This window comes from Cupriavidus gilardii, assembly GCF_013314895.1.
GTDB lineage: Bacteria > Pseudomonadota > Gammaproteobacteria > Burkholderiales > Burkholderiaceae > Cupriavidus > Cupriavidus gilardii_C.
In genome coordinates this window covers 36,162-60,353 of sequence record NZ_JABTYE010000013.1, presented here as the reverse complement: position 1 = coordinate 60,353, position 24,192 = coordinate 36,162, and the positions used below count along the sequence as shown (strand labels likewise).

Here is a 24,192-nt window from a genome sequence, read left to right as displayed (position 1 = left end):
TGCGCGAGGCAGGCGCGCGTCGGCTAAAATCCGGATTCTAGCAAACAGACCGGCCCCGGTTGTCGCCCCGTGGACAGCCATCGGCCCAGAACCGTCAACTCATGGCAGACGTCCATAAAACCGTGCTGCTCGGTTATTCGGCCGAGCGAATGTACGACCTGGTCACGCGCGTCGAGGACTATCCCAAGTTCCTGCCCTGGTGCGGTGGCGTGGAGATATTCGAGCAGACCGACACGCTGCTCGACGCCAAGCTGCATATCCATTTCAACGGCATCAAGCAGTATTTCCATACGCGCAATACGCAGCATCGGCCCACGCGCATCGACATGAATTTCGCCGATGGCCCGTTCAAGACCTTCAACGGCTACTGGAATTTCATTCCGCTGCGCGAGGATGCCTGCAAGATCGAATTCCATCTGCATTACGAGTTCTCCAGCATCATCCTCGAGAAGATCATCGGGCCGGTGTTCAACATGATCGCGAACACCTTCGTCGACGCCTTCGTCAAGCGCGCGGAGGTCGTCTATGGCAACAGCTGAAATAGCCGGGCAGGGCGGCGCCACCGTCCGCGTGGCAGTCTGCTACGCCAGGCCGGACGCTGTCTTCCTGAAGGACATCGCGCTGCCCGCCGGCACCACCATCGCGGCGGCGATCGAGGCCAGCGGCGTACTGACGGCCCACCCGGAGCTGGATCCGGCTACGCTGCGCGTCGGCACTTTCGGCAAGCTCAAGACGCCAGAGACCCCGGTGCGCGAGGGCGATCGCATCGAGCTCTACCGGCCGCTGGTGGCCGATCCCAAGACGGCGCGCCGACGCCGCGTGCAGAAGGCCCGCGAGGCCGGCACGCGGGAAGGGCAGAAGTGGATGCGCGGCGGCGGCGACAGCGAGGCTGTCGGCCGCTGAGTCATCGAGCCTGGCCTGCCTGGCCGGCCGGATCGGCATCGGCGTTTGCCGGCTCGCCAGCAGCAGGCTCGGCGGCCTTGTCGCCCGCATGCAGCCGCACCGACCAGGCCACGCCGATCATCAGCAGCACGATCGCCGCCAGCTCCAGCGGCCGCGGCCAGCGGTGCTCGTACAGGAAGCCGTAGGCCAGCGCGAACAGCGTCTCGAACACGATCATCTGGCCCGACAGCGTCAGCGGCAGCCGCCGGCTGGCGATATTCCACAGGTTGTTGCCGATCAGCGAGGCGCCCAGGGCCACCGCGGCATTGACCCACCAGAACCATTGCCAGTCGCGCCCGCTGTCCGGCGCCATCAGCACGTCGCGGAACACCAGCCAGCCGATCAGGGCCAGCACGGCCGACACGATGCCGGTCGACAGCCCGTACAGCGCCGACCATTCGTTGCCGCTGTATTGCGGATTGCGCTGCAGGTAGCGGGCATTGTCGACGGCGTACAGCGTCCAGCAGACCAGCGCGCCGGCCGCGCAGACGACGCCGGCCAGCTTCTGCCAGACCGGTCGCGCCGCCTCGGCCGCGGCTGCGCCATGGGCGCCGGTGCCGCCGCCGGCAAACAAATCCAGGTTGATGCAGGCGATGCCGACGGCGACTACCAGCAAGGGCAGCAGCAGCCGCGACAAGGGCACCGCGCCGTGGTCTCGCCGGCCCATCACGGTGACGGAGATCGGCAGGATGCCGATGATCAGCGAGGTGGGCCCGACGCCCGCCAGCTGCACGCCGAAGGCCAGCAGCACGTAGTAGAGCAGGTTGCCGGTGAAGGCCTGACGCAGCAGGGCGATGCAGTCGGCGCGGGTCAGCTTGCGGGCGATGCGGCGCATCAGCGGCGCCGCCGCAACCGCCGCCACGAGCCCGTAGGCCAGATAGCGGCCGATCGCCAGTTCCCACGGCGAAAAGACCGGCAGCAGTTTGGGCGCGATGAAAACCATGCCCCAGAACGCGCCGGCCAGCAGGCCGCACAGTACGCCGATTCCCATCCGTTTTGCCGCGCTCGACGCGCCTCCGTTCAGAAAAGCCTGAAAGGATAGCATTTGGATAGCGTTTGCCTTGCAGATTCCGGGGGCGCACGCGTCATGAAAAGGGCGGTTCCTGTATAATTCGATTTTGCGCCTAGAGGAATCGCTATGCGTCTTGTCCAGAAAGCACTCACGTTCGATGATGTGCTGCTCGTGCCGGCCTATTCGGCCGTCCTCCCCCGGGATGTCTCCCTCCGCACCCGCCTGACCCGCTCGATCGAATTGAACATTCCGCTCGTGTCCGCCGCCATGGACACCGTGACGGAAGCGCGTCTTGCCATCGCCATGGCCCAGGCGGGCGGCATCGGCATCGTCCACAAGAACCTGAAGCCGGCCGATCAGGCGCGGGAAGTCGCCCGGGTCAAGCGCTACGAATCGGGCGTGCTGCGTGATCCGATCACCATCTCGCCGGACATGAAGATCCGCGACGTGATTGCACTGTCGCAGCAGCATGGCATTTCAGGTTTCCCGGTGCTGGAAGGCAAGACCGTGGTCGGCATCATCACCAACCGCGATCTGCGCTTCGAGGAAGAGCTGGACGCGCCGGTGCGCGCCAAGATGACCCCGCGCGAGAAACTGGTCACGGTGGCCGAGGGCGCCAGCCTGGACGAGGCCAAGCGCCTGATGAACCGCCACCGCCTGGAGCGCGTGCTGGTCGTCGACGAGGCCTTCCAGCTGCGCGGCCTGATCACGGTCAAGGACATCCAGAAGGCGGTCGAGCACCCGCTGGCGAGCAAGGACGACCATGGCCAACTGCGCGTCGGCGCGGCGGTCGGCGTCGGTCCGGACAACGACGAGCGTGTCGAACTGCTGGTCAAGGCCGGCGTCGACGTGATCGTGGTCGACACCGCCCACGGCCATAGCCAGGGCGTGCTGAACCGTGTGCGCTGGGTCAAGGACAACTTCCCGCACGTGCAGGTCATCGGCGGCAATATTGCTACCGGGGAAGCCGCCCGCGCGCTGGTCGAGCATGGCGCCGACGGCGTCAAGGTCGGCATCGGCCCGGGCTCGATCTGCACCACGCGCATCGTCGCCGGCGTCGGCGTGCCGCAGATCACCGCGGTGTCGAACGTGGCCGAGGCGCTGGCCGGTACCGGCGTGCCGCTGGTGGCCGATGGCGGCGTGCGCTATTCGGGCGATATCGCCAAGGCGCTGGCCGCCGGTGCGCATACCGTGATGATGGGCGGCATGTTCTCGGGCACCGAGGAAGCGCCGGGCGAGGTGTTCCTGTATCAGGGCCGCTCGTTCAAGAGCTACCGGGGCATGGGCTCGGTCGGCGCGATGAAGGACGGCGCGGCAGATCGCTACTTCCAGGAAGACAACACTGCCAACGTCGACAAGCTGGTGCCGGAAGGCATCGAAGGCCGCGTGCCCTACAAGGGCTCGGTGATGGCCATCATCCATCAGCTGACCGGCGGCGTGCGCGCTTCGATGGGCTATTGCGGCAGCAGCTCGATCGCCGAATGGCACGAGACCGCGCAGTTCGTGCAGATCACCGCGGCGGGCATGCGCGAGTCGCATGTCCACGACGTGCAGATCACCAAGGAAGCACCGAACTACCATATCGACTAACGTCAGCGACTGACCGGCGAGCGCCGCGCCATGCGCGATGCCGCCGATGCGCGGCTGCACGGCCAGAGGGCGGTGCAGCCGCGCGTCACATCCGGGCCCCCGTATTGAACGGTTTGGCCGGTGATGCTCACTGGCCCGCTGGGCTCAGTCGGTGTCAGTCCACCAAGGAGAATCGATGAAGGTCCTGCTCCGCGCCGTGTTGTTCTTCGATGCCCTGTTCGACCTCGCGCTCGGCGCCGTGCTGCTGCTCGCGCCGTTCGCCACGTTCTATGCCGCGCTGCAATTGCCGCAGCCGCAACCGGCGCTGTATGGACAGCTGCTCGGCTTCACGCTGCTCGGCGTCGCGTGGCTGCTCGCTCAGGCCGCCTTCCGCGGTCAGTTGACCGTGCCGGTGGCACGCATGGCAGGGCCTGTCAATCTGGCGTGCGCGTTGCTGATCGCGGCATGGCTGATCTTCTTCGATCTGCCGGTGCAGGGCGCCGGACGAATCTGGCTCGGTCTGCTCGCCGCGATGCTGGCCTTCTTCGCGCTCGTGCAGATTCCGCTGGCCAAGCGCATCCGCAACCGCGAGCGCGAGGAACTGCTGCGCCGCGAAGCGGAACTCGCGGCGGCCAACCGGCCCGCTCCCGCTGCCCCGACCATTCATCCATCCCCATCCCCCGAATTCCGGCGCGAGCCGGTCATCACGCCGCCGCCCGGCTACGGTCCCGGCACCGAAGTGGTGACCGATGTCGAGCCGGTCGACACGTCAATCGCTCCCCATCATGCACGACAAAATCCTCATCCTTGATTTCGGCTCGCAAGTTACGCAGCTGATCGCGCGACGCGTCCGCGAGGCGCACGTCTATTGCGAGATCCATCCGAACGACGTGTCGGACGAATTCGTGCGCGAGTTCGCGCCGAAGGGCATCATCCTGTCGGGCAGCCACGCCAGCACCTATGAAGACCATCAGCTGCGCGCGCCGCAGGCGGTGTGGGACCTGGGCGTGCCGGTGCTCGGCATCTGCTACGGCATGCAGACCATGGCCGTGCAGCTGGGCGGCAAGGTCGAGTGGAGCGACTCCCGCGAATTCGGCTACGCCGAGGTGCGCGCGCACGGCCATACCGAACTGCTGAAGGACGTGCAGGACTTCGTTACGCCCGAAGGTCACGGCATGCTGAAGGTCTGGATGAGCCACGGCGACAAGGTCACCGAACTGCCGCCGGGCTTCAAGCTGATGGCCTCGACCCCGAGCTGCCCGATCGCCGGCATGGCCGACGAAGCGCGCGGCTACTACGCGGTGCAGTTCCACCCCGAGGTCACGCACACGGTCAAGGGCCGCGAAATGCTGGAGCGCTTCGTGCTGAAGATCGCCGGCGCGCGCCCGGACTGGGTGATGCGCAACCATATCGACGAGGCCGTGGCGAAGATCCGCGAGCAGGTCGGTGATGAGGAAGTGATCCTCGGCCTGTCCGGCGGCGTCGATTCGTCGGTCGCCGCGGCGCTGATCCATCGCGCGATCGGCGACCAGCTGACCTGCGTGTTCGTCGATCACGGCCTGCTGCGCCAGGACGAAGGCAAGCTCGTGATGGAGATGTTCGCGGGTCGCCTGCATGCCAAGGTCGTGCACATCGACGCGTCGGAGCAGTTCCTCGGCCATCTGGCCGGCGTCACCGATCCCGAGCAGAAGCGCAAGATCATCGGCCGCGAATTCGTCGAGGTGTTCCAGGCCGAGGCCAAGAAGCTGACCCGCGCCAAATGGCTGGCCCAGGGCACCATCTACCCGGACGTGGTCGAGTCGGGCGGCACCAAGACCAAGAAGCAGACCACGATCAAGAGCCACCACAATGTCGGCGGCCTGCCCGAGACGCTGGGCCTGAAGCTGCTCGAGCCGCTGCGCGACCTGTTCAAGGACGAAGTGCGCGAGCTCGGCGTCGAACTCGGTCTGCCGCCCGAAATGGTCTACCGCCACCCGTTCCCCGGCCCGGGCCTGGGCGTACGGATTCTGGGCGAGGTCAAGCGCGAATACGCCGACCTGCTGCGCCGCGCCGACGCGATCTTCATCGAAGAACTGCGCGGCACCATCGCCACGCCTCAGGACGCCGCTGCGGGACTGTGCACGGAAGAGCAGGTCGGCAAGAGCTGGTACGACCTGACGAGCCAGGCCTTCGCCGTGTTCCTGCCGGTCAAGTCGGTCGGCGTGATGGGCGATGGGCGGACCTACGACTACGTCGTGGCACTGCGCGCGGTGCAGACCACCGACTTCATGACGGCGCACTGGGCGCATTTGCCGTATGCGCTGCTGGGGCGCTGCTCGAATCGGATCATCAATGAAGTGCGGGGTTTGAACCGGGTCGTGTATGACGTTTCGGGGAAGCCGCCGGCGACGATCGAGTGGGAGTGATCTGGTATCTCCCACCGGCTGCCACATAGAAGCCTCCCAGTACATCGAAGCCCGCTTAATTGCGGGCTTTGCATTTGCGATTGACCCGGCCTTTCATGCGATGCGATCTCTCGCGTCAAATGCCCCGTATTTCACCAGTCAGATGCTGCATTCCCCATGATCTCGGTGCACCAGTCGATGAAGGCACGAATGGTCGGTGCAAGGTGGCGGCTGTGGGGATAGAGGATGGATACCGGCTCGGGTGGTGCTTCGATATCCGCCAGCAGCCTGACCAAGCGGCCGTCCGCAATATGCTGTCGCACCATATAGCTGGCCACGCGGATCAAGCCCAGGCCGGCTACGCCAGCCGCCACATAAGCATCGGTGTCATCCACGCTGACATGCTCCGACATCGGCAATGTGACGACGTTTGTGCCTTGCTGGAAAATCCACCGGATTGAACGGCCTGTTTGGCTGTGGATGTAACCGACCGCAACGTGCCGCTTGAGCGCGTCCAGCGTGGTGGGCTCGCCATGGCTTTGCAGATAGTTTGGTGAAGCACATACATACCAATGAATCTCGCCAATGCGCCGCGCAACCAGCCGGGACGGGGAAGGTTCTCCGGCTCGAATGACGCAATCGAGGCCGCGCTGGATGATATCGACGGTGGCGTCATCCAGCTGAAAGTCCAGCGTTATCCCCGGGTAGCGTTCACGAAAGCTTGGCAACGCCGGGATAAGGAAATTCTTGGCAAGCGATGGCGTGGTGCCGACCCGGATGGCTCCCTGCAGCATGCCTGTCTCTTGCGCAACCATGCTTTCGGCCACCCTCACATCCGACAGGATCGCCTTGCAACTGTCGTAGTAGCGCAGCCCCGCGTCGGTCATGCTGAGGGCGCGTGTCGTCCTGTTCAGCAGTCGCGCACCCAGGTGCGACTCGAGCTCCTTGATCGTGCGTGTCACGGTGGAAGGAAGCACGTGCATGGTATCGGCCGCCTTCTTGAAGCTGCCGGCTTCGATCACGCGAACGTAGGTTTCCATGGCCTGCAGTCTATCCATGCGATTTGCCTTGCCTCATGTGTTGTGGCGTTGCGGGCGAGATTATTCGATTAAATCAAATGATGAAGTTGACCCGCTGAATGCTATTTCTACGCTGATTCGGTGCAGCATAACGGCTGTCGACACCAGATCGCCTCGTTTGCTGGTATTCGGCTCCACAGGGTGCAACGAAAAGGATTGGGATATCCGTGGGCACTTCGTGGAGGTCGGGAAATTACATCGAAATTCTGAAGGAATAAAGAGCATGACTCAGCGTGATTCGGTCCGGCAGGACGTGCTTGTCCTGGGCGCTGGCCAACTGGGGATGGCCGTTTTGCGCGCGCTCGCGCCGCGTATGCGAGCGCGGCAGGCGTCCGTCACCGCACTGGTATCGCCCGGTACCGTCGGCAACCCATCGCGGCAAGATGCCAAGCATCTCGCTGAACTTCGGGAGTTGGGGGTAGCCGTCATCGGCTTCGATCTGGCTTCCGACGAAGAAGCACTGAAGAAGCGATTCGAGGCGTACGACACTGTCCTGAACTGCACGGGCTTCGTTGCCGGGCCTGGCACGCAATTGAGGATCACCCGTGCGGTGCTGGCGGCGGGTGTGCCGCGGTACTTCCCGTGGCAGTTCGGCGTCGATTATGACGTCGTCGGTCGTGGCAGTGGCCAGCCCGTCTTTGACGAGCAATATGAAGTCAGGCAATGGCTGCGTACTCAGAATGGGACCGAATGGGTGATCGTCTCGACGGGGATGTTCACAAGCTTCCTGTTCGAGCCGGCTTTCGAAGTGGTGGATCTGGAACGCAGGACGATTCACGGCCTCGGCAGCTGGGATACCAAGGTGACCGTGACAACGCCCGAAGACATCGGCCGGCTGACCACGGAAATCCTGCTGGCCGAGCCGCGGATTGCCAACGAGGTCGTATACGTGGCCGGTGACACGATCTCATACGGACAACTGGCGAAGGTCATCGAGCGTGTCACGGGGGAGACGTTCGAGAAGGCCTTATGGACCCTCGACAAATTGCGCGCCGACCTCGCGGCTGCCCCGGGCGACGCGATGGCGCGTTATCGTGCGGCGTTTGCCCTTGGCGACGGCATGTGGTGGGACAAGGCTGCAACTTTCAATGCCCGTAATGGGTACCAGACGATTGATGTCGAGCAGTACTTGCGTTCCCGCTTGCGCAAGCTGGACCGCCTGGCCTGATCTGATCGGGATTTCTTTTTACGATCGACAACGACAAGATTGCCGAACCGAATATCCCCTAAGCAGGGCCGACGTGCGATTAAGCCTGGCGCCGCGCTCGTTGCGCGGGCCGCCGGCGCTTCGCGACTGGCCGTGTCTCCGATGAAGGAAACACGCGCGCACAAAGAAAATCGACAAAAGCCCGCACCTTGGGCGACGGGTGCTTGCTCGCCGGCCACAGCACGTAAAACGGATTCGACCATTCCAGATAGCCTTCCAGCACGCGTGTGAGCTGACCGCTGACGACCAGATCCCTGACCGAAAAGTCGGGCACGAACGCGATCCCCAGGCCTTGCAGCGCAAAGCAAACGCGCGTCTCGATGTTGTTGCAGATCATCGATGTCGGAAGCTGCAGTTCCGGTTGGCGGGGCGCACGACGGAGCGGCCACGTTTCGAGCTTGCCGCTGTTGGGGAACCGATAGTGCAAGCAGGCATGGGCCAGCAGATCGGCTGGCACCTTCGGTGTGCCGCGTCGCGCCAGATAGTCTGGCGAGGCCACCAGCATCCCTTCGAAGACGCCCAGCCGGCGGGCTGACAGGCGTGAATCGGTCGGTTCGCCGGTTCTGACCACCGCGTCGAAACCTTCCTCGATCACGTCGACCATCCTGTCGGTGAAATCCAGATCGAGCTCGATGTCGGGGTAGTCGCGCATGAAGTCGGCAAGGACCGGCAGCAGCAGCGAACTGACCAGTGGCAGGCTGACGCGCAGCCGGCCTCGCGGTGCCTTCGTCGCTTCCGACAGTTCCAATTCCGCGGCTTCGATCTCGGCAAGGATCCGGCGGCTGCGCTCGAGGAACCGTGCGCCTTCGGCCGTCAGCGTGATGCTGCGGGTGCTGCGGTGGAACAGCCGTACGCCGAGCTTGTTTTCCAGCCGGGCCACGCTTTTGCCGATGGCGGAAGCCGACACGCCGAGTATTCGCCCGGCCGCGACGAAGCTGCGGGTTTCGGCTACCTGCACGAAGACCATGAAGCCGTTCAGGCTGTCCATGTCGCGATCTCCTTCTCCATCCTGACCTCTATCTGATTGCCGACATATTTGTCCGCATAAAGCGGAAATCTACCCCACTTTTTCTTCAATGCAGTGCTCTCTATCGTGACGGCGTCATTCCTCGAAGGAGAATTGCGTTGTCCGATTCCACACTCGCATTGCGCAAGACGGCTTGCGCGACGCCCCTTTCCGAAAGCATCGATACGGTTGTCCAGAAGGCGCTGGACGAACGCCGGCTGGTAGGCGCCGTCGTGCTGGTCGCCAGAGACGGGGAGCTCGTCCACCGCCAGGCCACAGGGCTTGCCGATCGTGAAAGCCAGCGGCCGATGGCGGTCGATACGGTGTTTCGCCTGGCTTCGATCAGCAAGCCCATCGTTTCGGCGGCAGCGATGGTGTTGGTCGCACGCGGGCAGATCGCTCTCGAAGATGGCATCGACCGTTGGCTGCCGGAATTCCGCCCGTGCCTGGCCGATGGCCGCGTGCCGCGGATCACGGTCCGGCAGTTGCTCAGCCATACCGCGGGCCTGGGCTACCGCTTCCTCGAGGCCGATGAACAAGGACCCTATGCGAGGGCCGGCGTATCCGATGGCATGGACCGGATCGGCATCGATCTCGACGAGAACCTGCGGCGCATCGCGAGCGTGCCGCTGGTGTACGAGCCGGGCACCGCGTGGGGCTACTCGGTAGCCACCGACGTACTCGGGGCCTTGATCGAGCGGGTCCATGGCGCGCCGCTCGACGTGGCGGTGCGCCAGCTGGTGACCGGGCCGCTTGGCATGATCGACACCGACTTCGTTGCCCGCGACGCGCAGCGCGTCGCCACGCCTTATGTCAACGATCGCCCGCAGCCGCATCGCCTCGGCGAAGGCGAGATCGTGCCGGTCTTCGACGGCACGGCGGGCATCCGCTACAGCCCGGCGCGCATTTTCGACCGGCACGCGTTTCCGTCGGGCGGGGCGGGCATGGCGGGCACGGCGGACGACGTGATGCGCCTGCTGGAGGCGCTGCGTCAGCGGAACGGCGCGTTATTGCCGAACGAACTGCTCGCCGAAATGGCACGGGACCAAACCGATGGCCACGAAGTGCCAGGCGCCCCGGGGTTTGGTTTTGGGCTGGGCTTCTCGGTATTGCGCGATCCGCTGCTCGCGGCATCGCCCGAGTCGGTCGGCACGTGGCGCTGGGGAGGCGCCTATGGTCACGCCTGGTTTGTCGATCCGGTACAACGGCTCAGCGTCGTGGCGCTGACCAATACCTTGTACGAAGGGATGTCCGGGCGTTTTGTCACCGATTTGCGTGACGCGGTGTATGGCGCGCTGGAGCAGGCATGAACGCGCCTCGTGAAGGTTTCCCCACCGAACTGAAGGCTGCACCGGCGCCGGGTTGCGACAGCCTGCCACTGGGCGCCTTGCTGGCGCTCGCCATGGCCGCCTTTATCACGATCCTGACTGAAGCGCTGCCGGCCGGCTTGTTACCGCAGATGGCCGTCAGCCTTGCCGTTTCCGAAGCCCTGGTCGGCCAGTTGGTCACCGTCTATGCCATTGGCTCGCTCATCGCGGCGATTCCGCTGACTGCCGCGACACAAGGGCTGCGGCGCCGGCCGCTGTTGCTGTTCGCCATTGGGGGCTTCGCCGTTGCCAATACCGTCACGACGCTTTCGAGCAGCTATGCCGTGACGATGGTGGCCCGCTTCGTGGCCGGGGTCTCGGCCGGGCTGCTATGGGCGCTGCTCGCGGGCTATGCTGCGCGCATGGTCCCCGAGCACCAGAAGGGCCGCGCGATTGCCATCGCCATGGTCGGGACGCCGCTGGCGCTGTCGCTCGGCGTGCCGGCGGGCACCTTTCTCGGTGCGCTGGCGGGATGGCGCGTCTGCTTCGGCATCATGAGCCTGTCCGCGCTGATTCTGTTGATCTGGGTGCGGACAAAAGTGCCGGACTTCGCCGGGCAAGCCAGCGGCAAGCGAGTACCGCTGACGCGGGTGATCGCCATGCCAGGCGTCCGCGCCGTGTTGTTCGTGGTGTTGGCGTTCGTGCTGGCGCACAACATCCTCTACACCTACATCGCGCCATTCCTGGGCGCCGCCGGCATGGCCGACAGTACGGACCTGGTCTTGCTGGCGTTCGGCATCGCGTCGCTGCTTGGCATCTGGATCGTCGGTGTTCTGATAGACCGTCACCTGCGTACGCTAACGCTGGCCAGCACGCTGCTGTTCGGCATGGCGGCATGGGCGCTCGGCGCCGCCGGACATGCGCCGCTCGTGGTGTATGCAGCGGCCGGTGTCTGGGGACTGGCCTTCGGTGGCGCGGCGACGCTGTTCCAGACCGCACTGGCCAAGACGGCCGAGGAAGCTGCCGATGTCGCGCAGGCCATGCTGGTTACCGCGTGGAATGCGGCCATTGCGGGTGGCGGCATCATTGGGGGCGTGCTGCTCGACCACTTTGGCGTCGGGGCGTTCTCTCCGGCCTTGCTTGCGTTGCTCGCGGTAGCGCTAGCCGTCGTCTGGGGCGCCAGGCGGTACGGTTTTGCTGCGTCAGTCGACTGAAATGTCGCGACTCAACCTGCGCGCTGGGGCAACCGCACCACCGTCTCCGACGGCCGCACCACCTTGCCGTCGGCAGTGCGGGGCTCCATCACGGTGAGCGGTTTTCCGGTGCTCTTGTCGACCAGCACCGAATGCGCATCTCTCGATCCGAACAGATACCGCTCCCCCCATTGCCGCAACGCCACGATCACGGGAAATAACCGTTCTCCCTTCGGCGTCAGCACATATTCCTGATACGACGTCCCGTCCGATGCCGGGCTGATCTCGAAGATGCCGGCTTCGACCAGCAGGCGCAGGCGATCGGCCAGAATGCTGCGCGCCACGCCGAGTCGGCGCTGGAATTCGCTGAAGCGCCGCACGCCATCGAACGCATCGCGCACGATCAGCAGGCACCAACGGTCGCCGATCAGGTCGAGCGAGCGGGCGACCGGGCAGGTTTCCGTCTCGTTGTCGCGGCGTCTTGCCATCAATGCTCCTTCGGTAAGGCGTGGGCCATCACTTGTTTCGTCGTAGTGGTTTCATTTTAAGACCACTTTGCCTACAATCCAACCGGTCTTGATTTGAAACCAGTGTCAGACCCACCTCGACGAAAGGAGAAACCATGCCGGACGAACCGCCGACAGGGCCTGTGCCAAAGCACCAAACGCCGTCCGCCAGCGCGATGCCCAGCGCATTGGTGGCGCTGTTCGCCTGCGCCTGCGGGCTCAGCGTGGCCAACGTCTACTACGCGCAGCCCTTGCTCGACGCGCTGGGCGCCGAGTTTGCGCTGGACCATGCAGCGGTCGGCGGCGTGATCACCGCCACGCAGATCGGCTGTGCGCTGGCCTTGCTGCTGCTGGTGCCGCTGGGCGACCGGATGAACCGGCGGCGCTTGATGCTGTGGCAGGCGGCCGCGTTGGTAGGCGCGCTGATCGGCGTGGCCACGGCCGCATCGGCACCGGCCTTGCTGGTCGGCATGCTGGCCGTGGGCCTGCTGGGGACCGCGATGACGCAGGGATTGATCGCCTATGCGGCGACCGCCGGCGCGCCTTCGGAGCGTGGCCGGGTGGTGGGCGCAGCGCAGGGCGGTGTCGTGATCGGCCTGTTGTTGGCCCGCGTGCTGGCCGGTTTGATTGCCGATATGGCCGGATGGCGCGGCGTATATCTGTTCTCGGCGGTGATGATGCTGGCGCTGTCGCTGATCCTGTGGCGTCGTCTGCCGGCGCAGGTCGCCGCGATTGCCCGGCTCAGCTACCCACGGCTGATCCTGTCGATGCTGACCTTGCTGTGGCAGGAGCGCGTGCTGCAGATCCGGGGCACGATCGCGATGCTGATGTTCGCGGCGTTCAGCGTGTTCTGGAGCGCGCTGGTGTTGCCGCTGAGCGCGCCGCCTTATGCGATGTCGCACACGGCGATCGGGGCGTTCGGGCTGGTCGGCGTGGTGGGCGCATTGGCGGCCGCGCGTGCCGGACGTCTTGCCGATCGCGGCCTGGGCCAGCAAGTCACGGGCGGTGCGCTGCTGGTGCTGCTGCTGTCATGGCTGCCGCTGTGGTGGTTCGATTCGCACGGCCTGTGGTGGCTGGTGATCGGCATCGTCGCGCTGGACCTCGGCGGGCAGGCGATTCATGTCGCCAACCAGAGCATGATCTTCGCGGCCAAGCGTGACGCGCACAGCCGGCTCGTCGGCTGCTATATGCTGTTCTATTCGGTGGGCAGCGGGCTGGGCGCCATTGCATCGACCTGGGTCTATGCGCTGGCGGGATGGCAGGCGGTTTGTCTGCTCGGCGCCGGCATCAGTGCCGCGGCGCTGGCGTTCTGGGCGCTGACGCTGCGCCATATGCCGAAGGTATCGACCTGCGCGCAACCCGCCTAAGCTGAAGGTTTCGAAGAAGGGGCCGCAAGCGCAGGCACAACGCCCGCCCTTTCTTCGTGCCACCGACACGCAGGAGAACGCCATGGACGACGACATCGATGCGATGAGCCGCGACCAGCTGGTCGAAGAAGTGAAGCGATTGCGAGCGGGCATCCGCCGCCATCGGGATGCCTCGGGCCACGACCTGTGCTGGCATCACCCCGACCTGTGGGCCTTGCTGCCCGATGCCGCCACGCACACGCCCGCGGTTCCTGACTGGCCGCAGTTCCTGCGCGGCTGCGTCAAATACCGGGAATCGCTGGACCGGCAGTGCCCGCAGGCGCCGCGCATCCAGCAGGAGTTCGGCGGGTAGGCGCAAGCGCGGGGCGATAGCGAATGCGCGGCTCGCTGCGCCCGCCTTACCCGAACACCAGCATCACGCCGAACCCGACCAGCAGCGCGCCGAACGCTCGGTCGATCCAGTGCCGCACGGCCAGCAGCCGCTCGCGCACCGGGCCCGTCGACAGGCACACGGCGACCAGGCTGAACCAGCCAATATGCGCGAGCGAAATAAAGGCGCCGTAGCCCAGTTGGGTGGCGAGCGGCGTGCCGGGCCGCACCACCTGCATGAACAGGCTGACGATAAAGACGGTGGTCTTGGGGTTCAGCGCATTGGTCAGGCAGCCGGTGCGCAATGCGGCGAGATCGGACAACGAGGTGACGGTGCTGCGAGGCAGGGCGCTGTCCGGTCTCGTTCGCAGCATCCTGATGCCGAGATAGACCAGATACGCGGCAGCGATCAGCCTGGCCGCATGAAACCACCATGGCGATTGCCGGATCAGCACGCCGACGCCCAGCAACGTGTAGCCGACGTGCACCAGCACACCCAGACCGATGCCGAGCGCCGTCAGCACGCCGGCGCGGCGCGACAGCAGCAGGCTGTTGCGGGTGACCATGGCAAAGTCCGGGCCGGGGCTGATCACGGCAAGCAGCGTGATGGTGATCACGGCTAACAGCTCGGTCATGAATTACTCTTTCGGTTCTTATTGCGGAATGCGGCGGCACGAGCCATATCTTATGGATACCGGCCACCGACGAATAACGATGTTTTCTGACCATCATGGTGAGTCCGACTCACCATCGAACGATGCCCGCCTGCCTTCGCTGCTGGCCCTGCGCTGCTTCGAGGCGGCGGCGCGGCTGGAGAACTTCAGCCGCGCCGCAGACGAACTGCATCTGACGCATGGCGCTGTCAGCCGCGCGGTGCGCGCGCTCGAGGACGACCTCGGCGTGGCGCTGTTCGAACGACGCAGCCGCCGCGTTTTCCTGACCGATGCAGGGCGCCGGCTGTCACAGGCCGTGCACGACGGGCTCGGCCTGATGCGGCAGGCCACGCGGGAGTTGCGCGCCAGTGCGAGGCAGGCGCGGCAATGGGTGCTGTCGTGCGAGCCGACCTTGCTGATGCGCTGGTTGATTCCGCGCTGGCCGGACTTCAGGGCGCGGCACCCCGGACTGGACGTTCATCTCGTCGCAGGGGGCGGGCCTGTTGCGTTCGACAGCGGCATCGACCTCGCGATTCGGCGCGATGACTTCGCTTTGCCCGACAGCATCCACGCGATGCCCTTATTCGTCGAACGCGTCGGTGCAGTGTGCCGGCCGGACAAGTCCGCCGCATGGTTCGCAGCGCGCAAGGGCCAGAAATGCCTGCGTCCTTCCGCACCGCGCCTGCATACGCGGACAAGGCCGAATGCCTGGCGGACCTGGGCCGACATCAGCGGACAGACGCTGTCGCGCGCACCGGAACAGAGCTTCGAGCATTTCTACTTCAGCCTGCAGGCGGCGGTGGCGGGCCTGGGCGTCGCGATCGGGCCCTGGCATCTGGTGCAGGACGATATCGCCAACGGCATGCTGGTCGAGCCGATGGGGTTTGTCGAGGACGGTTCCCGCTATTGCCTGTTGTCCCCGGCGCCGATCCGGGCCGACACGCCCGCTGCCGCGGTGCTCGAATGGCTGAAAACGACGGCGGCTCTCGACCGATTGCGTGCGGATTGAGCAGGTTCGACTATCTTGTTTGCGCGGGTCTTGCCGCAGCGCCAACGCCTACGCCTCGATCGGCGCCGCGGAGTCGCTCGCGCGCGGGGACAGCGCCTCGATCCGCTGCGCGATCCACGCGTCTGCCAGTGCCTGTGCTCGCTCGAGATAGGCGGGGCCACGCCGCAGATTGTCCAGCCGCAATACCGACAGGTCCTGAAGGCCCGCGGTCGCCAGCGCGTGACGCAGATAGGGCGTCAGAAAGTCCGGCTGCCCCTTGCCGTCATCGCCGAGCGGCCCGCCGTTGCCGACGATCAGGTAGACCGGGCGGCTGGCCAGCAATCCCTTCTTGCCTTCCGGCGTGCGCGCGAAGGTGCGGCCGGGGCGCAGGATCTGATCGATCCAGGCCTTCAGCGCCGCCGGCACCGTAAAGTTGTGCATCGGCGTGGAGATCACGATGCGATCCGCGGCTTCCAATTCGGCGATCAGCGAGGCCGACAACGCGAGCACGCCCGTAGCGCTGGCACCATCGGCCGCCTCCGCCGCGAGACTGGCGTGCGCAAACGCCTGGTCGACCAAGGGCGGCGGCTGACGCGCCAGGTCTCGTTCGATCACGCGCAGCGATTCGCGCTGTCGCATTCGTTCGATCAGCACGGCGCCCGTGCGCCGGCTGTTCGACGCGTCCCCATTGGGACTGGCGCTGATATGAAGTACGGTTTTCATCGTTGTTTGCGCTCGCGGATGCGCTCGCGCGTGTCTTTGTCGATCAACTCACGCATCGCCCGGAACAGCGGGTGCGTGTCGGTGTGCCGCTTGCCGTAGTCAAGGTTGAAGCGATAGTCGAAGTCCGGTGGATTGCTTCCCTGGTTGTGCTGGAGCAGCGTTTCCAGCTTGTCCAGCGCCTTGACGGCCTTGGTTTCCTGCGATGCCGCGGCTTCATATTCGTCCCACAGCGACAGGATGCCGTTCCGCACCGAGGCATCGAGCCCGCTCGTCAACGCCAGCAGGTCCTGCCGTTCGCGCTCGCCCTTGCCGGGGCTCGCCGCCTGTTCCGTGGCGGGAATGTCGCCATGGATCGCCTCGCCGAGGTCGTGGACGATGCACAGCTTGAGCACCTTGAGCCAGTCGAGCCCGGGCAACTGGTCCTCGAGCACCATCGCCATCAGGCATAGCCGCCAGCTGTGTTCGGCGGTGCTTTCGGCGCGGCCGGACGAGGTGCGCGCGCTGCGCAGCACGTCCTTGAGCCGTTCGGCGGCGCGCAGGAAGTCGAGCCTGCCCTCGATCAGTGCGATATCCATCGGTAGCGGTGTCCTGAAGCAGTGCGGGCGCTCAGCGTACGGCGCGTCCACGGCGCGGTCCACGGATAAAAGATGCGCCGTGCCTATCGCAGCGTTTCGACCAGCCGCGCCGCGGTGCCGTCGGACAGTGCGAGGCGGGTCCAGCGGCACAGGCTCGACCGGATCGGCACCACCGGCGAGCGGTTGGCGCCGCTGCCGAACGTCAGCGACGGCGGGGCGATGACATCGCGCCAGCCGATATCGTCGAGCTTGCGCTCCTGGCTGGCGATTTCGTCGGTCGCGTAGCGCCACAGCGACCGCCCCAGCAATTGCCGCACCGGCACACCGAATTCCTGCGCACGCGACGGCGAGCACGCCAGCAGGCGATGGGTCAGGTCGCAAACCAGATGGACGGCGCGGGGGCTCTCATTGACCAGGCCCGCCAGCACCCGGTCGGCCGCGGCCTCAAGCCTGGCTGACAGCAAGCGTTCGAGCTTGGCGCGCTCGGCCGGCTCCATCTGCTGGATGCCGGCCTCCCAGCGCGAAATGGTCGACTGGGCGACGCCGAACAGCTCGGCGGCGTGGCTCTGCTTGACGCGATGCAGCCGCCGCCAGCGGCGCAGCGCCGCGCCGAGCGAAGGTGGGGCAAGGACGAGGTCTGTCATATCGGATCCAGGAAGTCGGACCTGGCGGGCCGGAACACTATACCGCCATGGCGCTGGGTACCAGCGGTGTGCCTGCGGTGCGCCCGTGGTGTGCTGGCCGCACGCCCGTTTCAGCCCATCGCCTCCGAGAACCGCAGCCCGATGATGCCGACGACCGTCAGCGTCAGGAACAGCATTCGCTGCCACTGCACGCCTTCGCCGAAGCTGACGATGCCGATGGCAACGAGCCCCAGCGTGCCGATGCCGGTCCAGATGGCGTACGCAGTGCCGACCGGCAGATTGCGCAGCGCCTTGGCCAGCAGATAGATGCTGGCCAGGCCGGCCGCCACCGCCACCACGCTCGGCAGCAGCCGTGTCCAGCCCTGGTTCAGCTTCAGCGCGACGCCCATGACGATTTCCAGCGCGGCGGCGGCAAACAGAAAGGTCCAGGCCATCGCTCAGGCCTCCGTGGCGTGCTGCGTGGCGTCCTGCGCCGCAGCCGTCGGCCGGCGCAGGGCCGCCAGGCCGCGCTGCACCGCGGGACGTTCGGCGATGCGATCGAGCCAGCGCAGCACGTGTCGATATTCGCCGATGTCGAGCTGCAGCTCGTCATGGGTACGCAACCACGGAAACGCGGCAATGTCCGCAATGGTGTAGCGGTCCAGCGCCAGCCAGCCCGATCGGGACAGCTGACGGTCGACCACGCCATAGAGCCGATGCGCCTCCTTGGTATAGCGCTCGATCGCCTCGCGATTGCCGGTGCGCGAACCATGCCGGAACCACCACAGCTGCCCCAGCATCGGGCCGATGCCGCCGATCTGGAAATGCAGCCATTGCTGGACCTGCCATTGCTCGTGGCGATCCGCCGGATGCAGCGCGCCGTAGCGGCTCGACAGGTAGCCGAGGATGGCGCCGGATTCGAACACCGTGATGCCTTCGCCGTGATCGACCAGCGCCGGGATCTTGCCGTTCGGATTGATCGCCAGATACTCCGGTCGCTTCTGCTCGCCCTTGTCCAGGTCGATGTCGACCTGCCGGTAAGGCAGTCCCGCTTCGTGCAGATAGATGCTGATCTTCTGGCCGTTGGGCGTATTGGCGGCATAGAAGGTCAGGATGGGGCTGGCCGGATTTGCCGAGATGGCCGATGACATGATGATTCCCTCCGATGGTGTGCCGATGAATTGCAAATGCAATCGTTGCAGATGCAACTGTAGACGATGAAAGAGGCTTGGGCAAGCGGGGCCATCGGCGGAAGATCAAAAAGGAGGACGCATTGCCGCTGGCACGCGGGGCCGGGGCGAGCGCGTGCCTCGCCGGCGCGGCGACCGCCGGGGCACGTCAGGGCCAGGGTGCTGTCAGACGGCCGAAGCGTGGCGCAACGACCCAAGCAGGAGCGTCAGGACGCGCGCGGAACGGCCGCCGCGGCGCGAACCGCCTGGGCGGCGCGCTCCAGCGCGTCGGCGAAGCGTTGTTCGTCGTCGGGATCGAACTGGGACAGGAACAGGTCGGCGATCGTGGCCTGATAGACCTTCCACATCTTCTTGCGCAGCGCACGGCCTTCGCGCGTGATGGTGACGAAGGCAGCGCGGCCATCGTCGGCAGAGCGGGTTCGCGTGACCAGGCCCTCGCTCTCCAGCCGGTCGACCAGGCGGGTCAGGTTGTAGCGCTCGATGACAAGCGCGTCGGCCAGTTCATGCATGCGGCGCGCGCCGCCCGGGCCACTCTCCAGACCCCAGAGTACGTCGTACCAGGCATAGGTGGGCAGCCCCGCGTCGGCGAGGCGACGTTCCACCTCGCGGATGATCAGCCGGTGCGCGCGCACGAAGGAGAACCACAGGTCGGGCCCGTTTGTCGTCATGATGCTGTCCGGTATCGTTGTCGTTGCGTATTGTTGCAGTTGCAATTATGCGCGCGAGCGATGCCGTCGAACAGCGCCGGGGCAGGCGATGCGCTCCTGTCCCGGCTCCCCTCCGCTTACCAGCGGTGCTGATACATCGCCGTCAGCGTGATGCCCGACGCCGGCAGGCGGCTGGTGTTGTTGCTGTTGCGCAGCAGCTGGCTGTACAACGGGTAGTAGTCGCGATTGAGCAGGTTCTCGATGCCGATCGTGATGGTGTCCTTGCGCGTCAGCTGGTAGCGGCTGATCAGATCGAGCGTGGTGTAGCTGCCGGTATCGCGCCGGCCGAAGCTGTTCTGCCCGTTCAGGCGATAGTCGCGTCCGGCGTAATAGCTCAGCTGCAGCCGGTTGCTCCATTGGCTGACCGGCCGGTATTGCACATAGGCCGTCAGCTTCAGCGGCGGAATGCGGTAGCCCGTCATGTTCTGGAAGCTGCTGCCGCCTTGGGGCTGCTCGCGTCCGCGCATCCAGGTGAAGGTCCCGCCGACGCCCCATTTCTCGTCGTCGGTCAGATAGTCGGCCGCGGCTTCGACACCGAAGATGCGCTCCTTGGTGCGGGTCAGGATCAGCCCGTTGTTGAAGCTCTGCACGTCGCCCAGCTTCGAGGTCGTGTAGAACACCGCCACGTTGGCCAGCGTGTTGCTGCCGAGCGCGCCGCGCCAGCCCAGTTCGTAGTTGTTGGTCTTGACCGGTTCCAGGCTGGAGGCGTTGATGTCGAAGCCCGGACGCGCATTGCGGATCTGCAGGCCGATGTCGGGCAGCTGGAAGCCCTGGCTGAAGGCGCCATAGAATTCCTGGCCCTTGACCGGCGCAAAGGCCGCGCCGATGTTGAACAGCCAGGCGCCGTAGTCGACGGTGCCGCCCTTGACGCCGACCGGGTTGGCGACCTTCGATTGCGACAGCGGCACGAAATCGTCGAAGCTGGCGCTGGCGCGCTCGTAGCGCACGCCGCCTTCCATCGACCAACGCTCGTCGAACTTGTGCTGCAACTGGCCGAACACGCCGCCGCTTCGCGTGGTCAGCGGCGGCATATAGGTCAGCTGGCCGGTGCGCTGGAAGACCAGGCCGCCGCTGGCGTCGTAGCGCGACGCGTCGAATACGTCGAGCGGCATGTCGCTGCGTTCCTGGTTGTAGTCGGCCCCCCACAGCAGCTTGGTCTGCTTGCTTGTGCCCAGCGGCGTACCGACTGTCAGCCGGCCGCCGAATACGTTGCTGTTCTGGCTGATCTGATCGACATTGCCGCCGCGCGTGGCGACCGCGCGCGCATCGAACGGCGGAAAGCGCGTGAAATAGTCGCGATAGTAGAACTGCGTCGACACCGTGCTGCCGTAGAAGTCCTGATGCTGGTAGTCCAGGTTCAGCACCGTGTTGCGCAGCTCGTTCTGGTTTTCCAGCTGCAGGCCGCGAATCGCGCGTGCCGTGGCGGAGCCGGCAGGCAGCCGTCCGACCGAAGGGTCGGAGGCGTAGTCGGTGTTCTGCCGGGCTTGATACCGGCTCAGGCTCAACTGGACGCGCTGCTGGCCGTCGATGCGCCAGCCGAGCTTGCCGCTGATGTTGTAGACGTTGGAATCGAACAGATCGCCCTGGCTCGGCTCTGGCGCGATACGGTGACCGTGCGCATCGTAGGGGCTGCCGATGCGCTGCGCACCGACGTGGAAGGCGTAGTCGATCGGCCCCTGGCTGCCGGAGAAATGCTGCTGCACGTTGGCGCTGAGCCCCTCCTTGCTGAGCCGCGTCAACGGCGTGCCCAGCGTCACCGTGGTGTCGGCACTGGGCGGACCGCCCGCGGTGCGGGTCGTGATCGAGATGATGCCGCCGCTCGCGCCGGCGCCGTACAGCGCGCTGCTGCCGCGCAGCACCTCGATCCGCTCGATATTGCTCGGATCGATCGTGGCGAGATTGCGGGCGGAATCGCGGTTGGTATTGAGCGGAATGCCGTCGACCAGCACCAGCGCGCTGCGTCCGCGCAGCGTCTGACCGAAGTCCGTCACGGTGCGGCTCGAATCGGCCATGCCGGGAATCAGCTTGCCGAGCATCGTCGTCAGGTTGGTCGAGCCCGTCTTCAGCTCTTCGATCTGCTCGCGCTCGATCACGGTGACCTGCCGCGTGGGATTGACCAGATCGCTCTTGATCCGGTCGACCCGCACCTCGACGGTGTTGAGCTCATGCGCCGCCGCGGTGCCGCGGTCGGCGGACGGCGCCTGCTGCGCCAGCGTGGAAAGCGGGGCGCCGCCGGCGATGGCCGCGGCGATCAGGGCCGACGGCGTCAGCCGCGACGGTTGCAAATAGGCCAGTTTTTGTCTCATGGCGCGTGGTCCGGGCTCTCTCGTAATTTGCGGTTACAAAAAGCCGTCAATCTTATTGATAACCATTCCTGTTTGCAACATAAGACCGCATCCCGTCGGCGCCCCGGAACATAAGCAGGTCGGTCAGCCTTGCGCGGCGATGCGGGCCAGGGCTTCTCGAAACGCTTGCGCGGCGGGCCCGAGCGGCTGGTCCACGCGGTGCGCCAGATAGGCTTCGTACAGGACGCGCGCGTCGCGGCCCAGCGCAGTGGTGGCCACGCGCACGAGCCGGCCTTCGCGCAGGTCGCGTTCGACGAGCCAGCGCGGCAGCCGGCCCCATCCGAGGCCGGACAGGATCAGCGCGTATTTGGTGTCCTGAGTGTTGACGCGACACGTCTGCGGCGACAGCACGCCGAAGTCGCGGCCGGCGGACAGTGGCGTGGGGTCGGACTGCACGATCTGCAGGTGATCGGCCAGATCGGCCAGGCTCAGCGGCGGACCGCGCCGCCGCGACGCCAACGGATGGCGCGCCGACACGACCGCCACCACTTCGGTCGAGGACAGTGCCTGCAGCGCGACGCGCGGATCGCGGAAGCCTTCGCCGACCATCACGGCCAGGGTGGCACGTTGCTCCAGCAGGGCGGCGAGCGGTCCGCCCAGCGGCTCGACCGCCAGGCGGACCGCCACCGAGGGATAGCGCGCGCGCATCGCCTCCAATGCGGCACCGATTTGCGCCAGCGGAAACAGGTTATCGACCACCACGGACAGTTCGAGCTCCAGCTGCTGGCCGAGCCCACGCGCGCGCGCCCGCATTGCGTCGACGCGCAGCAGGATGTCGCGCGCATTGACCAGTAAATCCTGACCCTCCGCCGTCAATACCGGCCGGCGCCGGCTGCGGTCGAACAGCGCCACGCCGAGCTGCGCCTCCAGATTGGCGATCGCATGGCTGATGGCCGACTGCACGCGGGCCAGCCTGGCGGCCCCCGCCCGAAAGCTGCCGGCTTCGGCGACGGTGACGAAGGTGCGCAACTGGTCGAGGGTCAGGGCGTCGAGCATGGGGTCGTCCTTCTTTGATCTATCCAATCGATCGTTTGGATCGAACTTATATCACTTCCGTCGATTGACGACCGATGCGATGCTGTTCGCCATCGCGGTGTTTCAGTGCAGGAGAGCCTGATGAGCGAATGCGTGAACGGCCGGCCGGCATGGTCCGCCGGCAAAGGACAGGGCGAGGCCGCGTCGGTGCCCGCGCCGGCGGGCAAGGCGGCGATGTGGCTGACGGTGGCGGTCGTGGTCGGCGCCGGTGTCGTCGCGGCGCTGCAGATCGGCAAGGCCGCCATCGCGACGCCAATGCTGCAGGCGGACCTCGGCGCGAGCCTGGCACAGGCAGGCTGGCTGATGGCGATCGTGGCGGTGCTCGGCTCGCTCGGCGGGATTCCGGCCGGTGCCCTGGTGCCGGCCTTCGGCGACAGGCGCGTGTTGCTGGGGGGCTTGCTGACGGTGGTCGCCGGCGCCTGCGCTGGTGCGCTGGCCCAGACGCTGACTGCCCTGATGGCGTCGCGTTTCGTCGAAGGGCTGGGCTTCCTGCTGATCGCGGTGGCCGGCCCCGCAGTGCTGCAGCGCGTGGTGCCGCTGCGCCAGCGCGATATCGCGTTTTCACTGTGGAGCTGCTTCATGCCCGCCGGCATGGCGCTGGCGATGATTGTCGGTCCGTTGTTCGATGAATGGCGGGGACTGTGGTGGGGCAGCGCAGCGATTGCGGTCGTCGCGATGGCGGCGGCGCGGCTCGCGATTCCGGCCGAGGCGCAACGACAGGCATCGTCTGAGCCGTCCCTGAAGTCGCCATCGCCATCGCCATCGCTATCTCATGGTGCTGTCGCCATCGCCGCGGGGATGCGCGCCGATATAGCGGCGGTGCTCCGCGAGCGCCAGCCGCTGCGCCTTGCCGCCTGCTTCGCGCTCTACAGCCTGATGTTCTTTGCGTTGTTCAGCTTCCTGCCGGTGCTGCTGATCGAACGGATCGGCGCCTCGCATCGCATGGCAGGGCTGCTGACCGCGCTGGCGATCGGCGCCAACATGATCGGCAATCTGGCCGCCGGCTATCTGCTGGCGCGCGGCGTGTCGCGGCCCGTGCTGGTCGCGAGCACCGGTCTGACGATGGGGCTTGCTGCGCTTGGCATCTTCCTGTCGCTGTTCGGCGATGTGCCGACCTTCCTGCTGTGCCTGGTGTTCTCCGCGGTGGGAGGACTGATCCCGGCCGCCTTGCTGGCGAGCGGTCCGATCGTGGCGCCGACCTCCGCACTGGTGCCCGTCGTGATCGGTTTGCTGATGCAGGGCAGCAACCTCGGACAGGTGGTCGGCCCGATCACCGTGGGCGCCGCCATCGAGGCTTATGGCTGGCCCGCCGCTGCAGCCATCGTGGCGCTGTCGGCGTTGGGCGCGATGCTGCTGGCGCGGGGCATGCGGTTTTCGCGCGATTCTTCGCCCTGATCGTCGTGGGCGTCTCG

25 protein-coding genes are annotated in these 24,192 nt (G+C 66.0%); 12 read left to right on the top strand and 13 right to left on the bottom strand.

Going from position 1 to position 24,192, the window contains the following annotated elements:
- The first annotated feature begins 101 nt into the window (after nt 1-101).
- Together HTY53_RS14325 and HTY53_RS14320 are read left to right on the top strand one after the other, a co-directional pair.
- The gene (locus HTY53_RS14325; protein ID WP_174107277.1) at nt 102-539 is read left to right on the top strand and encodes a type II toxin-antitoxin system RatA family toxin; all 438 of its coding nucleotides are present in this window, start codon (nt 102-104) and stop codon (nt 537-539) included.
- The gene (locus HTY53_RS14320; protein ID WP_174107276.1) at nt 526-903 is read left to right on the top strand and encodes an RnfH family protein; all 378 of its coding nucleotides are present in this window, start codon (nt 526-528) and stop codon (nt 901-903) included. Before HTY53_RS14325 ends, HTY53_RS14320 begins: the two co-directional genes overlap by 14 nt.
- Nucleotide 904: 1 nt before the next feature.
- Here HTY53_RS14320 and HTY53_RS14315 read toward each other — a convergent pair whose 3' ends face one another.
- Nucleotides 905-1,933 carry a DMT family transporter gene (locus HTY53_RS14315; RefSeq protein ID WP_174107275.1) on the bottom strand — a complete coding sequence of 343 codons (1,029 nt, stop codon included), beginning with the start codon at nt 1,931-1,933 and terminating at the stop codon, nt 905-907.
- Nucleotides 1,934-2,080: 147 nt separating this feature from the next.
- Here HTY53_RS14315 and guaB point away from each other — a divergent pair, with 147 nt between their 5' ends.
- From guaB to guaA, 3 genes are all read left to right on the top strand, one after another.
- A complete protein-coding gene (guaB, locus tag HTY53_RS14310; RefSeq protein WP_174107274.1) occupies nt 2,081-3,544 on the top strand; it encodes an IMP dehydrogenase in 1,464 nt (487 codons plus the stop codon).
- Nucleotides 3,545-3,719: 175 nt separating this feature from the next.
- Nucleotides 3,720-4,334, top strand: a complete 615-nt coding sequence (locus tag HTY53_RS14305; protein ID WP_174107273.1) for a hypothetical protein — start codon at nt 3,720-3,722, stop codon at nt 4,332-4,334.
- Nucleotides 4,309-5,928, top strand: coding sequence for a glutamine-hydrolyzing GMP synthase (gene guaA / locus HTY53_RS14300; protein WP_174107272.1), 1,620 nt, complete (start codon nt 4,309-4,311; stop codon nt 5,926-5,928). The genes HTY53_RS14305 and guaA overlap by 26 nt, the downstream gene beginning before the upstream one ends.
- Nucleotides 5,929-6,059: 131 nt before the next feature.
- On the opposite strand, the gene HTY53_RS14295 is transcribed toward guaA, so the two are convergent.
- On the bottom strand, nt 6,060-6,965 hold the full coding sequence (locus HTY53_RS14295) for a LysR family transcriptional regulator (protein ID WP_174107271.1): 906 nt from the start codon (nt 6,963-6,965) through the stop codon (nt 6,060-6,062).
- Between the two features lie 244 nt (nt 6,966-7,209).
- On the opposite strand from HTY53_RS14295, the gene HTY53_RS14290 reads away from it, so the two are divergent.
- Nucleotides 7,210-8,154: an aromatic alcohol reductase gene (locus HTY53_RS14290; RefSeq protein WP_174107270.1), complete on the top strand. Its 945-nt coding sequence runs from the start codon at nt 7,210-7,212 to the stop codon at nt 8,152-8,154.
- Between the two features lie 79 nt (nt 8,155-8,233).
- Here the strand turns inward: HTY53_RS14290 and HTY53_RS14285 are convergent, their stop codons facing one another.
- Nucleotides 8,234-9,181, bottom strand: a complete 948-nt coding sequence (locus tag HTY53_RS14285) for a LysR family transcriptional regulator (RefSeq protein ID WP_174107269.1) — start codon at nt 9,179-9,181, stop codon at nt 8,234-8,236.
- A 137-nt stretch (nt 9,182-9,318) separates the two neighbouring features.
- On the opposite strand from HTY53_RS14285, the gene HTY53_RS14280 reads away from it, so the two are divergent.
- Together HTY53_RS14280 and HTY53_RS14275 are read left to right on the top strand one after the other, a co-directional pair.
- Nucleotides 9,319-10,509 carry a serine hydrolase domain-containing protein gene (locus tag HTY53_RS14280; RefSeq protein ID WP_254599959.1) on the top strand — a complete coding sequence of 397 codons (1,191 nt, stop codon included), beginning with the start codon at nt 9,319-9,321 and terminating at the stop codon, nt 10,507-10,509.
- A 92-nt stretch (nt 10,510-10,601) separates the two neighbouring features.
- A complete protein-coding gene (locus tag HTY53_RS14275; protein ID WP_254599962.1) occupies nt 10,602-11,720 on the top strand; it encodes an MFS transporter in 1,119 nt (372 codons plus the stop codon).
- Between the two features lie 11 nt (nt 11,721-11,731).
- Here the strand turns inward: HTY53_RS14275 and HTY53_RS14270 are convergent, their stop codons facing one another.
- Complete coding sequence (locus HTY53_RS14270; protein ID WP_174107267.1) at nt 11,732-12,187, bottom strand: winged helix-turn-helix transcriptional regulator; 456 nt, start codon at nt 12,185-12,187, stop codon at nt 11,732-11,734.
- A gap of 134 nt (nt 12,188-12,321) precedes the next feature.
- Between HTY53_RS14270 and HTY53_RS14265 the strand changes: the two genes are divergently transcribed.
- Both HTY53_RS14265 and HTY53_RS14260 read left to right on the top strand, forming a co-directional pair.
- Nucleotides 12,322-13,572: an MFS transporter gene (locus tag HTY53_RS14265; protein ID WP_438820961.1), complete on the top strand. Its 1,251-nt coding sequence runs from the start codon at nt 12,322-12,324 to the stop codon at nt 13,570-13,572.
- An 82-nt stretch (nt 13,573-13,654) separates the two neighbouring features.
- A complete protein-coding gene (locus HTY53_RS14260; RefSeq protein ID WP_174107266.1) occupies nt 13,655-13,924 on the top strand; it encodes a hypothetical protein in 270 nt (89 codons plus the stop codon).
- A 46-nt stretch (nt 13,925-13,970) separates the two neighbouring features.
- Here HTY53_RS14260 and HTY53_RS14255 read toward each other — a convergent pair whose 3' ends face one another.
- Nucleotides 13,971-14,576: a LysE family translocator gene (locus tag HTY53_RS14255; RefSeq protein WP_174107265.1), complete on the bottom strand. Its 606-nt coding sequence runs from the start codon at nt 14,574-14,576 to the stop codon at nt 13,971-13,973.
- 79 nt (nt 14,577-14,655) lie between these two features.
- On the opposite strand from HTY53_RS14255, the gene HTY53_RS14250 reads away from it, so the two are divergent.
- The gene (locus HTY53_RS14250; protein WP_174107345.1) at nt 14,656-15,603 is read left to right on the top strand and encodes a LysR family transcriptional regulator; all 948 of its coding nucleotides are present in this window, start codon (nt 14,656-14,658) and stop codon (nt 15,601-15,603) included.
- A gap of 48 nt (nt 15,604-15,651) precedes the next feature.
- Here the strand turns inward: HTY53_RS14250 and HTY53_RS14245 are convergent, their stop codons facing one another.
- The 8 genes from HTY53_RS14245 to HTY53_RS14210 all read right to left on the bottom strand — a co-directional run bounded on the left by HTY53_RS14245 (nt 15,652) and on the right by HTY53_RS14210 (nt 22,741).
- The gene (locus HTY53_RS14245; protein WP_174107264.1) at nt 15,652-16,305 is read right to left on the bottom strand and encodes an FMN-dependent NADH-azoreductase; all 654 of its coding nucleotides are present in this window, start codon (nt 16,303-16,305) and stop codon (nt 15,652-15,654) included.
- A complete protein-coding gene (locus HTY53_RS14240) occupies nt 16,302-16,880 on the bottom strand; it encodes an HD domain-containing protein (RefSeq protein ID WP_174107263.1) in 579 nt (192 codons plus the stop codon). Before HTY53_RS14240 ends, HTY53_RS14245 begins: the two co-directional genes overlap by 4 nt.
- An 83-nt stretch (nt 16,881-16,963) precedes the next feature.
- Entirely contained in the window at nt 16,964-17,524 is a 561-nt protein-coding gene (locus tag HTY53_RS14235; protein ID WP_174107262.1) for a helix-turn-helix domain-containing protein, read from the bottom strand.
- Between the two features lie 110 nt (nt 17,525-17,634).
- A complete protein-coding gene (locus tag HTY53_RS14230; protein ID WP_174107261.1) occupies nt 17,635-17,958 on the bottom strand; it encodes a DMT family transporter in 324 nt (107 codons plus the stop codon).
- 3 nt (nt 17,959-17,961) lie between these two features.
- On the bottom strand, nt 17,962-18,654 hold the full coding sequence (locus HTY53_RS14225) for a glutathione S-transferase family protein (protein WP_174107260.1): 693 nt from the start codon (nt 18,652-18,654) through the stop codon (nt 17,962-17,964).
- Between the two features lie 245 nt (nt 18,655-18,899).
- The gene (locus tag HTY53_RS14220; protein ID WP_174107259.1) at nt 18,900-19,361 is read right to left on the bottom strand and encodes a MarR family winged helix-turn-helix transcriptional regulator; all 462 of its coding nucleotides are present in this window, start codon (nt 19,359-19,361) and stop codon (nt 18,900-18,902) included.
- A 116-nt stretch (nt 19,362-19,477) separates the two neighbouring features.
- Nucleotides 19,478-21,706 carry a TonB-dependent receptor gene (locus HTY53_RS14215; protein ID WP_174107258.1) on the bottom strand — a complete coding sequence of 743 codons (2,229 nt, stop codon included), beginning with the start codon at nt 21,704-21,706 and terminating at the stop codon, nt 19,478-19,480.
- A gap of 123 nt (nt 21,707-21,829) precedes the next feature.
- Nucleotides 21,830-22,741, bottom strand: a complete 912-nt coding sequence (locus HTY53_RS14210; protein WP_174107257.1) for a LysR family transcriptional regulator — start codon at nt 22,739-22,741, stop codon at nt 21,830-21,832.
- Between the two features lie 120 nt (nt 22,742-22,861).
- Between HTY53_RS14210 and HTY53_RS14205 the strand changes: the two genes are divergently transcribed.
- Nucleotides 22,862-24,175, top strand: coding sequence for an MFS transporter (locus tag HTY53_RS14205; protein WP_254599958.1), 1,314 nt, complete (start codon nt 22,862-22,864; stop codon nt 24,173-24,175).
- The last annotated feature ends 17 nt before the right edge of the window (nt 24,176-24,192 follow it).

Excerpts from the sequence above, each read along its gene's own strand:
- HTY53_RS14325 (WP_174107277.1), top strand. The coding sequence starts at position 102 with ATGGCAGACGTCCATAAAACCGTGCTGCTCGGTTATTCGGCCGAGCGA.
- HTY53_RS14320 (WP_174107276.1), top strand. The coding sequence starts at position 526 with ATGGCAACAGCTGAAATAGCCGGGCAGGGCGGCGCCACCGTCCGCGTG.
- HTY53_RS14315 (WP_174107275.1), bottom strand. The coding sequence starts at position 1,933 with ATGGGAATCGGCGTACTGTGCGGCCTGCTGGCCGGCGCGTTCTGGGGC.
- guaB (WP_174107274.1), top strand. The coding sequence starts at position 2,081 with ATGCGTCTTGTCCAGAAAGCACTCACGTTCGATGATGTGCTGCTCGTG.
- HTY53_RS14305 (WP_174107273.1), top strand. The coding sequence starts at position 3,720 with ATGAAGGTCCTGCTCCGCGCCGTGTTGTTCTTCGATGCCCTGTTCGAC.
- guaA (WP_174107272.1), top strand. The coding sequence starts at position 4,309 with ATGCACGACAAAATCCTCATCCTTGATTTCGGCTCGCAAGTTACGCAG.
- HTY53_RS14295 (WP_174107271.1), bottom strand. The coding sequence starts at position 6,965 with ATGGATAGACTGCAGGCCATGGAAACCTACGTTCGCGTGATCGAAGCC.
- HTY53_RS14290 (WP_174107270.1), top strand. The coding sequence starts at position 7,210 with ATGACTCAGCGTGATTCGGTCCGGCAGGACGTGCTTGTCCTGGGCGCT.
- HTY53_RS14285 (WP_174107269.1), bottom strand. The coding sequence starts at position 9,181 with ATGGACAGCCTGAACGGCTTCATGGTCTTCGTGCAGGTAGCCGAAACC.
- HTY53_RS14275 (WP_254599962.1), top strand. The coding sequence starts at position 10,602 with ATGGCCGCCTTTATCACGATCCTGACTGAAGCGCTGCCGGCCGGCTTG.
- HTY53_RS14270 (WP_174107267.1), bottom strand. The coding sequence starts at position 12,187 with ATGGCAAGACGCCGCGACAACGAGACGGAAACCTGCCCGGTCGCCCGC.
- HTY53_RS14265 (WP_438820961.1), top strand. The coding sequence starts at position 12,322 with ATGCCGGACGAACCGCCGACAGGGCCTGTGCCAAAGCACCAAACGCCG.
- HTY53_RS14260 (WP_174107266.1), top strand. The coding sequence starts at position 13,655 with ATGGACGACGACATCGATGCGATGAGCCGCGACCAGCTGGTCGAAGAA.
- HTY53_RS14255 (WP_174107265.1), bottom strand. The coding sequence starts at position 14,576 with ATGACCGAGCTGTTAGCCGTGATCACCATCACGCTGCTTGCCGTGATC.
- HTY53_RS14250 (WP_174107345.1), top strand. The coding sequence starts at position 14,656 with ATGTTTTCTGACCATCATGGTGAGTCCGACTCACCATCGAACGATGCC.
- HTY53_RS14245 (WP_174107264.1), bottom strand. The coding sequence starts at position 16,305 with ATGAAAACCGTACTTCATATCAGCGCCAGTCCCAATGGGGACGCGTCG.
- HTY53_RS14240 (WP_174107263.1), bottom strand. The coding sequence starts at position 16,880 with ATGGATATCGCACTGATCGAGGGCAGGCTCGACTTCCTGCGCGCCGCC.
- HTY53_RS14235 (WP_174107262.1), bottom strand. The coding sequence starts at position 17,524 with ATGACAGACCTCGTCCTTGCCCCACCTTCGCTCGGCGCGGCGCTGCGC.
- HTY53_RS14230 (WP_174107261.1), bottom strand. The coding sequence starts at position 17,958 with ATGGCCTGGACCTTTCTGTTTGCCGCCGCCGCGCTGGAAATCGTCATG.
- HTY53_RS14225 (WP_174107260.1), bottom strand. The coding sequence starts at position 18,654 with ATGTCATCGGCCATCTCGGCAAATCCGGCCAGCCCCATCCTGACCTTC.
- HTY53_RS14220 (WP_174107259.1), bottom strand. The coding sequence starts at position 19,361 with ATGACGACAAACGGGCCCGACCTGTGGTTCTCCTTCGTGCGCGCGCAC.
- HTY53_RS14215 (WP_174107258.1), bottom strand. The coding sequence starts at position 21,706 with ATGAGACAAAAACTGGCCTATTTGCAACCGTCGCGGCTGACGCCGTCG.
- HTY53_RS14210 (WP_174107257.1), bottom strand. The coding sequence starts at position 22,741 with ATGCTCGACGCCCTGACCCTCGACCAGTTGCGCACCTTCGTCACCGTC.
- HTY53_RS14205 (WP_254599958.1), top strand. The coding sequence starts at position 22,862 with ATGAGCGAATGCGTGAACGGCCGGCCGGCATGGTCCGCCGGCAAAGGA.